General features: G+C 70.6%; 14 protein-coding genes and 2 pseudogenes. 9 read left to right on the plus strand and 7 right to left on the minus strand.

What is annotated here, in order from left to right; all coding sequences use genetic code 11:
- The coding region (locus VE614_RS10710) for an alanine:cation symporter family protein (protein ID WP_324935112.1) at window positions 1-558 on the minus strand (558 nt) is incomplete at its 3' end.
- Window positions 559-1,009: 451 nt separating this feature from the next.
- On the opposite strand from VE614_RS10710, the gene htpX reads away from it, so the two are divergent.
- Entirely contained in the window at window positions 1,010-1,921 is a 912-nt protein-coding gene (htpX, locus tag VE614_RS10715; protein ID WP_324935114.1) for a zinc metalloprotease HtpX, read from the plus strand.
- Window positions 1,922-1,951: 30 nt separating this feature from the next.
- Complete coding sequence (gene pspAB, locus VE614_RS10720) at window positions 1,952-2,551, plus strand: PspA-associated protein PspAB (protein WP_324935115.1); 600 nt, start codon at window positions 1,952-1,954, stop codon at window positions 2,549-2,551.
- A 113-nt stretch (window positions 2,552-2,664) separates the two neighbouring features.
- Here the strand turns inward: pspAB and VE614_RS33725 are convergent.
- The 5 genes and pseudogenes from VE614_RS33725 to VE614_RS10735 form a co-directional block, all read right to left on the minus strand.
- Window positions 2,665-3,262: pseudogene (locus VE614_RS33725) on the minus strand (DNA repair ATPase); the annotation flags it as partial.
- 64 nt (window positions 3,263-3,326) lie between these two features.
- A pseudogene (locus tag VE614_RS33730) lies at window positions 3,327-3,665 on the minus strand (DNA repair ATPase); the annotation flags it as partial.
- 2 nt (window positions 3,666-3,667) lie between these two features.
- On the minus strand, window positions 3,668-3,937 hold the full coding sequence (locus VE614_RS33735; protein ID WP_414719555.1) for a DNA repair ATPase: 270 nt from the start codon (window positions 3,935-3,937) through the stop codon (window positions 3,668-3,670).
- Window positions 3,938-4,037: 100 nt separating this feature from the next.
- A complete protein-coding gene (locus tag VE614_RS10730; RefSeq protein ID WP_324935117.1) occupies window positions 4,038-6,038 on the minus strand; it encodes a flotillin family protein in 2,001 nt (666 codons plus the stop codon).
- Window positions 6,039-6,135: 97 nt separating this feature from the next.
- On the minus strand, window positions 6,136-6,609 hold the full coding sequence (locus VE614_RS10735; RefSeq protein ID WP_324935119.1) for a hypothetical protein: 474 nt from the start codon (window positions 6,607-6,609) through the stop codon (window positions 6,136-6,138).
- Window positions 6,610-6,834: 225 nt separating this feature from the next.
- Here VE614_RS10735 and VE614_RS10740 point away from each other — a divergent pair, with 225 nt between their 5' ends.
- From VE614_RS10740 to VE614_RS10770, 7 genes are all read left to right on the plus strand, one after another.
- Window positions 6,835-7,896: a PucR family transcriptional regulator gene (locus VE614_RS10740; RefSeq protein WP_324935121.1), complete on the plus strand. Its 1,062-nt coding sequence runs from the start codon at window positions 6,835-6,837 to the stop codon at window positions 7,894-7,896.
- A gap of 89 nt (window positions 7,897-7,985) precedes the next feature.
- Window positions 7,986-8,312, plus strand: coding sequence for a DUF3040 domain-containing protein (locus VE614_RS10745; RefSeq protein ID WP_324935123.1), 327 nt, complete (start codon window positions 7,986-7,988; stop codon window positions 8,310-8,312).
- A 339-nt stretch (window positions 8,313-8,651) separates the two neighbouring features.
- On the plus strand, window positions 8,652-9,158 hold the full coding sequence (locus VE614_RS10750) for a hypothetical protein (protein WP_324935125.1): 507 nt from the start codon (window positions 8,652-8,654) through the stop codon (window positions 9,156-9,158).
- A gap of 56 nt (window positions 9,159-9,214) precedes the next feature.
- Window positions 9,215-10,645, plus strand: coding sequence for a flotillin family protein (locus VE614_RS10755; RefSeq protein WP_324935127.1), 1,431 nt, complete (start codon window positions 9,215-9,217; stop codon window positions 10,643-10,645).
- Between the two features lie 24 nt (window positions 10,646-10,669).
- Window positions 10,670-11,215 (plus strand): hypothetical protein, encoded by a 546-nt coding sequence (locus VE614_RS10760; RefSeq protein ID WP_324935129.1) that lies wholly within the window; start codon window positions 10,670-10,672, stop codon window positions 11,213-11,215.
- Complete coding sequence (locus VE614_RS10765; protein WP_324935131.1) at window positions 11,212-11,949, plus strand: hypothetical protein; 738 nt, start codon at window positions 11,212-11,214, stop codon at window positions 11,947-11,949. Before VE614_RS10760 ends, VE614_RS10765 begins: the two co-directional genes overlap by 4 nt.
- A gap of 167 nt (window positions 11,950-12,116) precedes the next feature.
- Complete coding sequence (locus VE614_RS10770; protein ID WP_324935135.1) at window positions 12,117-14,006, plus strand: NAD-binding protein; 1,890 nt, start codon at window positions 12,117-12,119, stop codon at window positions 14,004-14,006.
- Window positions 14,007-14,678: 672 nt separating this feature from the next.
- Here the strand turns inward: VE614_RS10770 and VE614_RS10775 are convergent.
- The coding region (locus tag VE614_RS10775) for a redoxin domain-containing protein (RefSeq protein WP_324935133.1) at window positions 14,679-14,913 on the minus strand (235 nt) is incomplete at its 5' end.

Consider the following 14,913-nt stretch of genomic DNA (forward strand, 5'->3'; position numbering starts at 1 on the left):
GAAGGAGGCGAGGACCGCGAGGACCTTGCCGAGGGTCTTGCCGTTCTTGCCGAAGCGCTCGGCCAGACCCTTGGGCAGGTAGTGCATCGGGCCACCGGAGACGGTGCCGTCGGCGTGCACCTCGCGGTACTTCACGCCGAGCGTGACCTCGACGAACTTCGTCGCCATGCCGAGCAGACCGCAGAGGATCATCCAGAACGTGGCGCCGGGGCCGCCGATCGAGACGGCGACGGCCACACCGGCGATGTTGCCGAGGCCGACCGTGCCGGAGACGGCGGCGGTCAGCGCCTGGAAGTGGTTGACCTCGCCGGCCGACCCCTTCTCGTCGTACTTGCCGCGCACTACGTCGATAGCGAGCCGGAACTTGCGCAGCTGCACGAAGCCGAACCAGCCGGTGAAGACCAGACCGGCCACGACGAGCCAGGCCACGATCAGCGGAAGGTCCGTACCCCCGACCGGCACGGAGTAGAAGACGATCTCGCCCAGCCAGGTGGCTATGGGCTCGAAGAAGCCGCTGACGGCGTCGTCCACGGACTGGGTGAGGGAATCGAGCGACACGGTGGGAAACCTCGATGGCGCAGGACCGGCGCGCGGGAGGCTGCGCCAGTGGATGTGCGGGCGTTGAGCGAACGCCGTTGTCCGATCGGCGGCCGGGGGGGGGCGACGTACGCGGACTCGGAACGTGATCACCTTGATCGTGCTGCCGGTGCGTGCCGGCGCTGCGCAGAATTGGCGAGGAGTGGTGCCACCTGCGAAGTTGCGCATTCCTACCACGGCACCGGCATCATGGCGTGTGGCGCATGTCACATTACGTACGGTGATCTTCCAAAAGGCCAGCATCCGTGACGCGACCGTTATCCGGACAGCGATGTCCGTTCACGGTGAATCTATGTTCGCAGGTCAGGGGCGTACCGAGCTACGCACCTGTTCAGCGCCCCAAGCGGCACACCCAAGGGGCACACTGGCAGCAAGGCACGTGCAGGGGTTCTCTGCCTGGAGGGTGATACGGATGCCCGGCGCCCGGTCACATTCGCACTATGTCCCGGATCGGGGACTCACCACCCGCATGGTCACGACGATGTTCCTGATCGGGCTGCTCTACGTCGTCTTCGTCGGCGTCCTGCTGGTTCTCCTCCGGGGCTCGTGGCCCATCATCCTGCTGATCGCGGGCGGGCTGTTCATCGCGCAGTTCTGGTTCAGCGACCGGATCGCGGCCCTCGGCATGGGGGCCCGTGAGGTCACCCCCGAGCAGGCGCCCGAGCTGCACGGCGCCGTGGACCGTATCTGCGCCCTCGCGGACATGCCCAAGCCGCGGGTCGCGATCGCCGACAGCGATGTCCCGAACGCCTTCGCCACCGGCCGCAACGAGAAGACCGCCCTGGTCTGCGCCACCACCGGCCTGCTGCGGCGCCTGGAACCGGAGGAGCTGGAGGGCGTCCTCGCGCACGAGCTGTCCCATGTCGCCCATCGCGACGTCGCGGTGATGACCATCGCGTCGTTCCTCGGTGTCCTCTCCGGGGTGATGGTCCGCGTCGCGCTGTACAGCGGACTCGGCCGGAGCCGCGACAGCAACGCCGCCATCGCGGTCATTCTCGTGCCGGTGGTCAGCGCCGTCGTGTACGTGATCAGCTTCCTGCTCACCCGGCTGCTGTCCCGCTACCGCGAACTGTCCGCCGACCGCGCCGCCGCGCTGCTCACCGGCCGCCCGTCCGCGCTCGCCGCCGCACTCACCAAGGTGACTGGCGAGATGGCGCGGATCCCTACCCGGGACCTGCGGAAGGCCGAGCCGTTCAACGCCTTCTGGTTCGCGCCCGCGTTCTCCTCCGAGGCGAGCCTGAGCCGGCTGTTCTCCTCGCACCCGACGCTCGAACAGCGCCTCGACCAGCTGGGCCGCATCTCGGCGCAGCTCGGTCGCCCCTGAGCCGTACGCAAACGGAGCGGAGGTATCACGGTGGGACTCCTCGACGCGATCCTCGGCCGCAGCAAACCGGTACGTCCCGACCTCGACCAGCTCTTCGGCCTGCCCTCCGCCGCGATCACCCTCCAGGCGGGCGCCGGGTTCACCCCGACCGGCCGCGGCTCGGTGTGCTTCGCCGGCGTCGAGGGCGGCACCTTCGCCACGCTGCGGGAGGAGGTACGGGACCTGCTCGACGCGGACACCGGGCGCGGCGGCATACCGGTCGAGTTCAGCCGGGACGCGTACGGCTACACCTGGCTCCTGGCCCGGCACCCCGCCGACGACACCGCCTCCCTGGTCAACGACCTGCACGCCGTCAACACCCTCCTCCAGGACGCCGGCTTCGGACCTCAGCTTCTCTGCTCCCTGATCGGCTTCCGCGAGGCGGCGGGAGAGCGGGTCCTGGCGCTGGTCTACCTCTACAAGCGGGGCACGTTCTACCCCTTCGCGCCACTGCCCGACGGCACCGAGAAGCGAGACAACGCGCTCGAACTCCAGATCAGGGCCCTGCTCACCGACGACCTGCGGATCGAGCCCGACCTGGCCCGCTGGTTCCCGGTCTGGGGCGCGCCGGGCCTCGGCGGCGCGCAGTGAGGCGTCGAACCCGAATCTCCCTCTGGCCGACGAATCAGTTCCGGAGCCGGTAGAGCTGGAGGTCGCGGTTCACGAACAGGTGGACGTGTCCGCACGACCAACAGATCAGGCCGCGCGAATTCGTCGACGAGGTACTCGGCAGCCGTCGCGTCGCCGATCGCGTCCGCCGGCTCCCGCCGGAGTCCGTCGACGGCCGAGGCGGAGCCGAAGAGGTCACGGGCCTGGGCCAGTGCGACCGCGCGGTGGTTCCACTGGGTGCGGGCCTCGGCGGTCGTGGAATGGGCCCAGAAGGTCTGGGCGGCCGCGCGCGGTCCCTGGGTAGCTCAGCAGTCCGGCATCTTCGCTCAGCCCGAGTACCGCTTCCAGGATCAGCGCCGCGTCGTGGTCGTGAACGCCGCGCTCGTAGCCCTCGTCGTAGGCGGCCTCGGCCGCCCGCCGTGCGAGTTCGGCGAGGTCCGCGCCGGCCAGGCCGTCCGCGCCGTGCTCGGCGAGGAGGCGGGCGGCCAGGTGCTCGGCGCGGTAGACCTCCGGCGACTCGGACGGCAGCGCCCGGTCCCAGGACGGTCGGGTCGCGGCGAATTCGGGGTCGGTGACGGGGGAGCGGTAGTCGGTGCCGATCAGCGCGAAGGCGAGGGTGTCCTCGTACGGTACGAGCGTCAGCTCGGGGGCCTGCCGGTTGACGGCGAACTGGTGCCGGCCGAGCCGGATCGTGTCGTAGAAGGCTTCGGCACCCCTCCTGGGCGTGGAAGACGAAGAGGATGTCCTCACCGCTGGGTGACCGGACCGCCCGCTCGAACGCCAGCCCGGCCGCGTCCGTGTCGAAGGTCTTCACCGTGCCGGAGGCCAGGCAGGACCCGCCGGGGAACACGATGCCCTCGTCGTCGGGCAGCCGCAGGCATGCCTGCCCGATGCCGTCGAGCCTGACCACGGTCCCCGCCAGGGTGTTGAACACGAGGTACCGCCGGCTCTCCTCCTTGTACGGGCGCACGCGCACGAGGAGCAGTGCGCCCACGCTCGCGTACGCGACCTCGGCGTCGGCCAGGGACTGCAGGGGCTCGTCGACCGGCTCGGCGTAGACGCCTTCCGCCTTCTCGGTGGCGTTCTCCGTCTTCACCGTCAGCGCCCCGCCGGCCGTGGGGCGCGGCCCGCGGTGGTGGTGTGGTGGCCGAAGAGCAGGACGTCGTCACCGACGGCGACGATGTCCCGGGGCAGGCCGCTGCGCTCGGTGCGGATGCGGTCGGTGCCCGTCAGGGTCAGCTCGCCCGAACCGAACTCCGCGATCCGGGCCTTGTTGAGGGTCCCGGTGCGCCTGGCCAGCTCGGTGGCCTGCGCGATGAGGCGGTCGCGCAGCACCGCGTAGGTGTCCTGGTCGATTCCCGCGCTCATCTCGTTCTGCTCCTTGTACCGTGGTGGATGCGGGTCCGGTGCCGGTAACTCCCCCGTTTGCCGGCACCGGACCCTTTTTGACCGCCCCCCCCGTGGGCGGTCAGCTCTTGGTGGCGCCGTTCAGCGCCTCGGTGCCGGCCGGGGCCGCCACGTCCAGGACTCCGGACTTCATGACCTTCGCAAGCAGGGCGGACACGCTGAGGTTCTGCACGTCGGCGGTGGACAGCGAGCCGAGCACCTTGGTCACGTCCTCGGTGAAGGAACCCTCGCCGTTCAGCCAGGGACCGGCGAGCGCCTGTGCGGTCTGGCTGTGGTCCATGAAGCCGTCGACGGACTTGCCGAGCGCGATCGACTGGACCAGGCGGTCGAGGAAGACCGACTCGCCGCCGACGATGTTGATGTCGGCGTGCTCCAGGCCGGTCGCGAGGACCGTGGCCTGCGCCTCGGCGACCTGCCGCTGGATGTCGAGCCCGGCGAGCCGGATGTCCCTCTCGGCCTCCAGGCGCAGCCGGTATTCCTCGTGGGTGCGGGACGCGTCGTCGAGCGCGGCCATCGCGGCGGCCTTCTCTGTGAGCCCTGCGGCCTCGGCCTTGAGCTTCTCGCCGATGGCGGTGGCCTCGGCGAGCGCCTTCTCACGGGTGCCGACGGCTTCGGCGCGCAGGCGGGCCTCGGTGGCCTCCGCCTCGGCCCGGCCGGCCTTCTCGATCGCGTCGGCCTCCTTCTCCCGTACCTGTACGGCCGCGAGCCCTTCGGCCGCCGCCTCGGCCTGGATGCCTTCGGCGAGGCGGATCTTGGCGCGGGCGTCCATGTCGGCGGCCTTGTTCCGGGCCTCCGCCAGGGTGAGTTGCTCGGCGGCGCGGTGGACGGCGGCCTGCTCGGCGGCCTCGGCAGCCTTGATGTCCTTGACCAGCTTCTCCTGGGCCTCGGCCTCGGCGGCGATGATGATCGCCTGGCGCTCGCGTTCGGCCTCCTCGACCGCGCGCAGCCGCTTGATGGACTCCTCCTGCTCCGCGACCGTACGGTCCACCGCGACCCGCTCACGGATCACCTCGGCGATGTCCCGACGCTCGGCCTCGACCTCCTTCTCGGCGGAGATGCGGGTCAGTTCGGTCTCCCGGTCCCGGGCGATGACCTCCAGGAGGCGGTCCTTCTCGATCCGTTCGTTCTCGACGGCGATGACCCGCTCGCGGTTCTTCTGCGCGACGGCGACCTCACGGGCCTGGTTCTCCCGTTGAATGCCGAGCTGTTCCTCGGTCCTGAGGAACGCGCTCTGCGCGCGCAGCCGCTCCTCCTCCACCACCCGTGCGGTCTCGGCCTCTTCCCGGGCCCGTACGGTGTCGATCTCGCGCTTCTGCTTGATCTCGGCGTCCGCCTGGCGCCGCTCCAGCTCCAGGATGGCTTCGCGGGCGTCGACGTTCTGGCGGGTGATCTCCTTCTGCTCGTGCTGGCGGAACTCGTTGGTCCGGACGTTCTCGACAGCCGTCAGCTCGGTGATCTTGCGGATGCCCTGCGCGTCGAGGATGTTGCCGGAGTCGAGCTGGCTGAGCGGCGTCTGCTCCAGGTAGTCGATGGCCGCGTCCTCCAGGCTGTAGCCGTTGAGGTCGATGCCGATGATCTCGATGATCCGGAACCGCAGCTCCTCGCGCTTGGTATACAGGTCGGTGAAGTCCATCTGCTTGCCGACCGTCTTGAGCGCCTCGGAGAACTTGGCGTTGAACAGCTCCTGCAGCGTCTCCTTGTCGCTGGCGCGAGCGGTTCCGATGGCCTGGGCGACCTTGATGACGTCCTCGACCGTCTTGTTGACGCGCACGAAGAACGAGATCCGGATGTCGGCACGGATGTTGTCCCGGCAGATCAGCCCGTCGCGGCCGGTCCGGGAGATCTCGATCGTCTTCACCGAGATGTCCATGACCTCGGCCTTGTGCAGTACGGGCAGAACGACCTGCCCGGTGAAGGTGACGTCGACCTTCCGTGTCTTGGAGACGATCAGTGCCTTGCCCTGCTCCACCTTGCGGAACAGCCGGCTGACGAACAGGAGAGCGAGAGTGGCGAGCAGGACAGCGGCGACGAGCGCGCCGGTGCCCACGGTGATGGCATCCATGAAGAACCCCGTGTCGAAGGAAGAGGTGGGGAGCCGCAGGCTCAGACGGCGGTGTGGTGGGGGTCGGGCGCCACGCCGGTGGCGCGCCCCGGACGCGTTACCGGCGTCGTCGTAGCCGCACGGTGGCGCGGTGCCGCCCGGCCACGGTGGATCGGTGCCGTTCGAGCGGGCCCGGCAGGCCGCCGAAGTCCTCTCCGGACGGCCCGGGTTCGTCGGGGAAGAGCTTCGTCAGCGGTGGGACGAGGCGCCGTGTCACCCACCAGGAGGCGACGGCGGCGAGCGCCAGGACAGCGAGCGAGAGCAGGGACGACAAGGAACGGGCCGGATCGGCACGGTCGAGGAGCACGGATCCGGTGAGGCTCAGAAGCCAGCCGGCCACGGTGAACACGGTGGCTGCCACCGAGACGGGCACGGGGCCGGGGCGCAGCGCCTGGGTGTCCACGTCGGAGTCGAAACTGCGGGGCGCAGCGGCACCGCACGGCACCAGGAGCCAGAACACCGCCACGACGACCAGGGCCACGCTGAACAGCAGCGTGGGGAAGGCGCAGACGGTATTCAGGAACTCCCACATGACTCTCCCCCTGAACCATCGCAGTTTCCTTCTCCCGGCATCGGGTCCCGCCTACGCCCTGCCGCTGAACCATCCTGAAGCAGGAGTGCAACCTTTGGCATTGCCGTGACCAGGCAGTCTTTGACGGCTTCTTGATGCCGGTCGCGAACGCCCTTGACCGGCGTGTCAGTCTTGGTCTCCACGTGCCAAGAACTCGTCAGAGATGTCAGGAATCCGGGAGGGGTAGTGACGGAGAGGCAGCCGACCGAGGAGTACCTGGAGGGGTATGCCGAGATCCTGGCGGGTGTGTGCGCGACCCGCCGCAAACTCACCCGCGAGGAACGGGAAGCCCTGCGCTCCCGAGGGGAGCGGGCCGCCGAGGCCGGCATCGGGCTGCGAGCCGTCGTCCGCGCACACCTCGCCGCCGCACAGCGGGTCCGCCCCGCCCTGCCTCAGGCCGACGCCGACCACCTCCTCGCCGCTGTCGAACAGGCCGTCGACGCCTTCGCCGAAGGCCACGAAAGAGCCCAGCACGTGGCCATGCGACAACAAGAGGCCGCCCGGCGCGAGTTCATCGACGACCTGCTCTACGGCCGCAGCGATCTCGGCCGCCTGGCGGAGCGAGCAGAACGCTTCGGACTGCTCCTGTCCCACGCCCACGCCGTGGCCGTCGCCCAGGGCCGGGAACCGTACAGTGACGGCTACGAGGTCACCCGTACCGTCGAGTCCTCGCTCGCCGCCCGGTTCGGCAACCGCCGCATCCTGCTCACCACCAAGGACGGCCGGCTGATCTGTGTCGCGCCGGCCGACGAGCCCGACGTGCTCGCCCACTTCGCCAAGCAGGCGTACGCGGCGACCGATGGCGGCCAGGTCGCCATCGGCCGGTCCCACCCGGGCGCGGGCGGCGTGGTCCACTCCTACGAGGAGGCCCTCAACGCCCTCGACCTCGCGGCCCGTATGAACCTGGAGGACCCCGTCCTGTATGCCGCAGATCTCCTGGTCTATCCCGTACTCACCCGCGACCGGCAGGCCATGGCGGACCTCGTCCGCACCGTCCTGGGCCCGCTCCAGCAGGCGCGCGGCGGCGCGAAGCCGCTCCTGGACACGCTCACGGCGTACTTCGACAGCGGCTGCGTCACCGCTCAGGCAGCCCGCCGCCTGGCCCTCAGCGTGCGGGCCATGACGTACCGTCTCGACCGCATCCACCGCCTGACCGGCGCCGACCCCGGCGATCCCGTCCAGCGCTACACCCTCCAGACGGCCGTTGTCGGCGCCCGACTCCTGGACTGGCCCGACCAGCCGCTGTGATCACGGGGCCGGACGGGCAGACTGAGAGGAGAAGGGACGCGCGAGCTACGCGTCTGTCTGCCGTATTCGTCGGCACCAGGGCGGTCACCATGAGTTATTCCACCGATGACCAGCGGATTCTCAGCGAGATTGAGCGTGGTCTGACCCGCGACGACCCAGCCCTCGCCACCTTTATCGACTTGCTGAACGAGCAGTTCCCCCACGCGGCGGACTCGTCTTCGGACGCCCGGGCCTCGCGCCGCAATCCCCGCGTTGTGACGGCGGTCGTCCTGACCGTCATCGCCCTGCTTGCGCTGATGCTGACCGCCATGCTGGGCAGCCGGTCGGCCCCGCCGGCGGGCGTGGATGGGGGACCGGCCGCGCTTTCGTCCCTCTCGGCGGTCACAGGGGGACACGAAGGCCACACTCTCCCGTAGTGCAGGCGGAATACTGTGCCGACCAGACTTCCCGGCTCACCTGTGCTCGCTCCTGTGCGTCAGGGAAGATCTGTGAAGCTCTCCACCGCCCCGGTCTTGCCGGTGCCGACGATGGTGTCGTCCTTCTCGACCACTGTGTCGGCCGGTGGCATGCGTGAAGTCCTCACCCGGGTGTTTGATGCCGACGACGGTGACGCGGTACTCGCTGCGGCCCTGGACGTGCGAGGGAGGCATTAAGAACGCGTAAACACTGCCGGATTCCGGCAGTGAACATCTGCACTGGTCCGTGACACCATCCCTGGCAACGGGAGAAGCAAGGCACGGGGCGAGGTGGCGTACATGGGCTGGTTTCTAGGTCTCGGCACCCTAGGTCTCGTGCTGCTCGTCCTGTCCCTGGTGTTCGACGGGGTATTGGAGGGGGTCCTCGACTCGGTCGGCGGGGGGCTGGACGGGTTTCTGTCGTTGCCGGTGATCGCCGGGTTCGTGTCGGCCCTCGGTTTCACGGGGGCGATCGTGCTCGGCACCACCGGTACGGGGGCGGGGGTCGCCACCGGTGCGGGCGTGGCCGCGGGGGGCGTCGTGGGGTGGGTGACCTGGCGGTTCAGCCGGGCGCTGCTCCGGGACGACGCCGCGCCCGCGCCGCAGGGCGAGGACCTTACCGGCACCTCGGGGACGGTGGTCACCTCGATCCCGGTGGCGGGCTATGGCGAGGTCCTGCTGTATCTGGCCGGGCAGCCGGTGAAGTACGCGGCGAAAGCCGAGGCTCCGGTCGCCCGCGGCACGGAGGTCTGGGTCGAGGCGGTGCTCACGTCCACCTCGGTGGCCGTCCGGCCCGTCCAGCGCTGACCGGCCCGTGCGTTCTGCTCTTTCTTTTCTCAGTTCCCATCGAAAGGGGGCGCTTCATGAGCCCTGTCCTGTTCGCCGTCGTGGGCATCGTCGTCCTCGTCGTACTCCTCGGCCTCGTCGTCGTCACGCGCTACAAGGTGGCCGGGCCGAGCGAGGCGTTCATCATCACCGGCCGGCGCGGCAAGCAGGCGACCGATCCCGCCACCGGGCGGGTGTTCACCGACAACAGCGGCCAGAAGGTCGTGGTCGGCGGCGGCGTGTTCGTCGTCCCGTTCGTGCAGCAGAAGTTCACCCTCGACCTGTCCAGCCGGCACATCCCGGTCGCGGTGCGCGGTGCCGTGACCCTGCGCGGGGTGAAGGCCAACCTGGAGGGCGTCGCGATCGTCAAGGTCGGGGGCACCGAGGACTCGATCCGGGCGGCCGCGCAGCGGTTCCTGATGCAGCAGGACGGCATCGTCGGGTTTACGCAGGAAGTGCTGTCCGGCGCGCTGCGCTCCATCGTCGGCCGCATGTCGGTCGAGGACATCATCCGGGACCGCGCTGCGTTCGCCGGCCAGGTCGCCGAGGAGGCCGAGGCCAGCCTGTCCGGGCAGGGCCTGGTGCTCGACGCCTTCCAGATCCAGGACATCACCACCGAGGGCTCCTACCTGGAGGACCTAGGTCGGCCCGAGGCCGCCCGCGCCAAGCAGGAGGCGGACATCGCCGAGGCCGTCGCCCGCCGCGCCGCCGAGCAGGCCCGTCTGAAGGCGGAGGAGGAGATCGCGATCGCGCAGCGGACCCTCTACCTCAAGCAGGCCGAGATCAAGGCCCAGACGGACGAAGCCGCTGCCCAGGCGAACGCGGCGGGTCCGCTTGCCGAGGCCGCCCGGCAGCAGGACATCCTCAGCGAGCAGGAGAAGGTCGCCGAGCGGCAGGCCGCCCTGACCGACCGCCAGCTCGACACCGAGGTCCGCAAGCCCGCTGACGCCGCCCGCTACCAGGCCGAGCAGGAGGCCGAGGCCCGCCGCATCGCCCTGGTCAAGGAGGCCGAGGCCGACGCCCAGCGCTCCCGCCTGACCGGTGAGGGCGAGAAGGCCCATCGCGCTGCCCTCGCCGACGCCGTACGCATCGAGGGCGAGGCCCAGGCCGCCGCGATCGCCGCCCGGGGCTCCGCCGAGGCGGAGGCCATGCGGAAGAAGGCCGACGCCTTCGCCCAGTACGGCGACGCCGCCGTCCTGCAGATGCTCGTCGAGGTCCTGCCGCAGGTCGTCGCCAAGGCGTCCGAACCACTGTCGGCCGTCGGCAAGATGACCGTCATCTCCACGGACGGGGCGAGCCAGTTGTCGCGTACGGTCGCCGACAACGTCGCCCAGGGCATGGAACTCCTCTCCTCCACGACCGGGGTCGACCTCGCCCAACTCCTCCAGGGCATCACCGAGAAGAAGACAACGGCTGAGCCCGCGCCCGCTCCGGCCGCCTTGGGCACGCCGGTCGAGATCACCGAGTAGAACGCGACGGGAGGGGGGGACGCGGTGAGAACCAGCTTCAAGCTTCACGCGGGCATGCAACTGACCCTCTCCGGGGTGGGATTGCTCGCCGCAGTCCTGGCTGCCGTGCCGCTCCTGCCTCCCTTCGCCGACGAGTGGCTGCTGCTCGGCATCGGCATCGCCCTGCTGGTGCCCCTTCACCTGGCGACGATCTTCCGCAGCGTCGCGCTCGAACTGCGCGCCAGAGGTTTCGCCAGCAACAAGGCGAACCAGTGGCGGGCCCTGCGGGCCCTGCCCCACCGCGTCCACGCACTGCTCGTGGGCGCGGGCCTCGCCGGGGTGTTCCTCGTCACCGGAGTGTTGTGGGACGACTCGGGCCTCGAGCGAGTCGAGTCCGTCCGCGGGTACTACTCCGCGATCGACACTGCCGACCCCGAACGCGGGCGGGTCCCGGTCACCAGAAGTCAGTACGAGGCGTTGCGCAGGGACGATCAGAGGGTTGCGTTCGCGGCGTTCGGTCTCTTCGCGGCGGGTGGCGGCGGCCTGGCGCTCCTCTTTGGGAAGCTGGATTCCTGGGCCGGGAGGTCATGACCGCAGGCCGCCGCCACGACAAGCCCTACAGCATCCGCCGTCGCCGAGCACAGGACGTACTCGCCGGCCTTGCCGGAGTCATCGCCTTCCTCGCTGGTAGCGCCCTCCTGGTGGCCTGGCTCCCGCACGCCGTTGCGGAGGAGCGAGCCTTCCGCTCGGCGTCCGCGTGCCGGGGCGCGCCGGCCGAGGACTGCCTGCACGCGGCCTGGTTCACCGTCGAGTCCGTCCATGTGCGGCGCGGCAGGCAACCGGGCGGCTGGGTGCGGGTCGCCGGGCCCGAAGAGGGCGCCGGTCGGGTCGAGTTCAGCGGCCTTGGAGAGCTCCTGGAGGGTGTGCGTCCGGGCGATCGCGTCGCGGGCACGATCTGGCGTGGCGAGGTCGTCGTGCTGTCGGACGGCGCGGCCGCACAGCGCACCCTTTCCCACCCGGTCGGGGACCCGCTGTTCGCAGCCGGATCCGGCATCCTGCTCATCATGGGCGGGGGGACTGGCACTTACGTCTCGTGGGGACGGCTCCGCTCCGACGAGCGTTCCGCCCGCCCGTACCGGAGGGCCGGCCTCACCGTCGACGCCTGCACACTGGCCGTTCTGGGCGCCTACACCTTCGTACTGATGGTGGTCCTGCACGACAGAGGCGAAGACCTCGGCACCTTCCTCGCGCTCTGGACTCCGGCGGCCGTGGGAGTCGGTGCTTTCGTGAGTCGCCGGTACCTGCGGCAACGCACCTGGCGATGAGCCGCCACTCAGCACTGCGCCACGACGACCTCGGCATGCGAGGCACACCGGGGCAGGAACGACCGACACTCGATCCGCCGCGTGATCAGGCGGGTCCAACCGGCACTGGGGGAATCATGATCGCGCTACCGCGCCAGGAGGCCGGAGTTCGACCGGACGGCGGCCACATGGTGGTCTGCGGCGACGACGGGCTCGCGCACCGGCTCGCCGACGAGCTGCGAGACGTCTACCGCCAACGGGTCGTTCTCGTCGCGCCCGGCGACCAGGTCGAGGAGCGGGTGAGCGAGCAGCCCGCCGTGCTGTCCCGTGCGGCGCGGCTACTGCGCCGGGCCGACGGACCGGTTGTCGAGCACCCGCTCGGCGGCGCGCCTCCGTCGCTGCGTGACGTCGTGTCATCCGCGCCGACCGAGGAGACGCTGCTGCGGGCCGGTGTGGACCGGGCCGCGGCCCTTGCCCTGCTCTACGAGGATGACGAGACCAACCTCCGTGCCGCGCTCGCCGCCCGCCGTCTCAGCCCGGGCCTGCGGCTCGTGGTCCGCATGTACAACCGCAAGCTCGGGCAGCACCTGGAGGAACTCCTCGACCAGGCCGCCCTCCTCGCCGCGCCGGGCATCGACCGCGCCGTGCTCGACGCCTCCACCACCGTCCTGTCGGACGCGGACACCGCGGCCCCCGCGCTCGCCGCCACCGCCGTCGCCGGCACGAGCAAGGTCGTCCAGGCCGACGGCGTACTCCTGCGCGCCGCCGAACGCACCCCGCCCGGACGCGGCGAGGTACCGGATCCCGGCCTGTGCACCCTGGCCCTGCTCTCGTCCACCACCACCGACCCGGCGGGCACCGAGGGGTCGGAGAGCAGCGGCCCGCAGGGCCCCCTCCTCCTGCCCGACGACCGGGCGGTGGCGGGCGCGACCGGTCGCGGCAGCGTGGTCCTGGAGACCGTCCGGTACGCCGGTCCCGTCCTGTCCGCGCGACGCCTGGCCCGCCGGGGTGCGCCGCTGCGCGAGCTCTTCTCCAGCCGCCTGCGGTGGGCACTCGCCGGCATCGTCGCCTCCGTACTCGCGCTGACGCTCACCACCATGCTGCTCACCGATGCCGGCCCCGTGCACGCCGCCTACATCACGCTGCTCGACCTGTTCTCGATCAACGACCCCGCAATAGACGCGCCGGTCACCCACCAGATCCTCCAGCTCCTGTCCGGCCTCGTCGGCCTCGCCCTGCTCCCCCTCCTCGTCGCCGGGGCACTGGAGGCACTCGGCACCTTCCGCGCCGCCGGAGCTCTACGTCGGCCGCCCCGCGGCCTGTCCGGCCATGTCGTTCTCCTCGGCCTCGGCAAGATCGGCACCCGGGTCCTCGCCCGACTGCGGGAACTCGACATCCCCGTCGTCTGCGTCGAAGAAGACCCCGACGCCCGCGGCATCCCGCTCGCCCGCAGCCTCGGCACCCCCGTCGTCCTCGGCGACGTCACAGAGGATGGAGTCCTGGAGGCCGCCAAGATCCACCGGGCGCACGCCCTGCTCGCCCTCACCAGCTCCGACACCACCAACCTGGAGGGCACGCTGTACGCGCGTACGGTCAAACCCGACCTGCGCGTGGCCCTGCGCCTGTACGACGACGACTTCGCCACCGCCGTCTACCGCACCCTGCGCACCGCCCACCCCGACGCCCTCACCCGCAGCCGCAGCGTCACCCACCTCGCCGCACCCGCGTTCGCCGGGGCGATGATGGGCCGCCAGATCCTCGGCGCCATTCCCGTCGAACGCAAGGTCCTGGTCTTCGCCGCACTTCTCGTTGCCGGCCACCCGCAGTTCGAAGGCCGCACCGTCGCCGATGCCTTCTGCCCCGGCGCCTGGCGCGTCCTCGCCCTCGACACGGCCTCCCCGGCCGCGCGCCGCCCCGACCTCGCCTCCTCACACCAGGCGGGCGAGGAACCCCAGCTCCTGTGGGACCTGCACCCCGGCTATGTCCTGCGTCCCCAGGACCGCGTGGTCATTGCCGCCACCCGCCGCGGCCTCGCCGAACTCCTGGGCACCTCGCCCCAGCCTCGGCCTCTGCGATGACCCCTTGCCCACAGTCCGATCGGGCCGTTGCGTTCCCCCGGCCGTCCGGGATTTCCCGGACCGGCTCCGTCGCCCAGGAGGTGTGCAGCTCATGCGCGGCAGTGCCCAGCAGTCGATCTCGTGTACTGACCTTCACCACCTCCCATCGACGAGCAGGTTCCTGAGCGCATCGGCGACGGATTGGTCCGGGCTCTGCGGTGTGTGGTGTTCTGCCGGCTACTCCCTCCACACGCCGGACCACGGGAACGGTAGCGGTGGAGGTGCCTTCCGCCGTTCCGCTGCGACCGAGGTCGGCGCGGGGCGGCCTCGGTGCCTCCCCGCCCGCAGACCGGCCGAGGTCGCACCGACGAGTGCCCCACGCCCGGCCGCAGATGTCGCTGACGCGGGACGCTACGACCAGAAGACGTCGAACACACGCCCCCGCCGTGGGCACCGGGACGACGCGAGGAGCCACACCACATGAGCCACGCGGAAGACGACTCCGAGCGGACGTGGTGCAGATCGCGGGCTGATCCGGCCCGCCCGCGGGCGGATCACCGTCGTTGACGCCGACCGCCTCCGTGACGAAGCCGGATAGATCCCGATTCCGCGCGGAGGGGTCGTGATCGGAACGCGGAGGACGTTCGTCGCTCATCACGAGCGTCCCGTGTTCCCGCCGATGTGGGGGCGGTGTCAGCTGATCGCGTCGAGGGCCGCGAGGATGTCCGCGGGTTCGGCGCGCTGGGTGTAGTCGAAGGCGAGGCCGTACTGCCTGGCGGTGTCGGAGCCGAGGTCGCTGAGGACGTCGCAGGCGAGTTCGTGCTCATGGGTGAGCGAGAGGGACTCGTCGGGGATCTGCGGTGAGACGGCCATGAGGCGCGCGCCGCGCGCGGTGATTTCGTCGTGGTGGTGCTGGAGCGAGCGTAGG

This window comes from Streptomyces sp., assembly GCF_035645055.1.
In the GTDB taxonomy this organism is placed as follows: Bacteria; Actinomycetota; Actinomycetes; order Streptomycetales; family Streptomycetaceae; genus Streptomyces.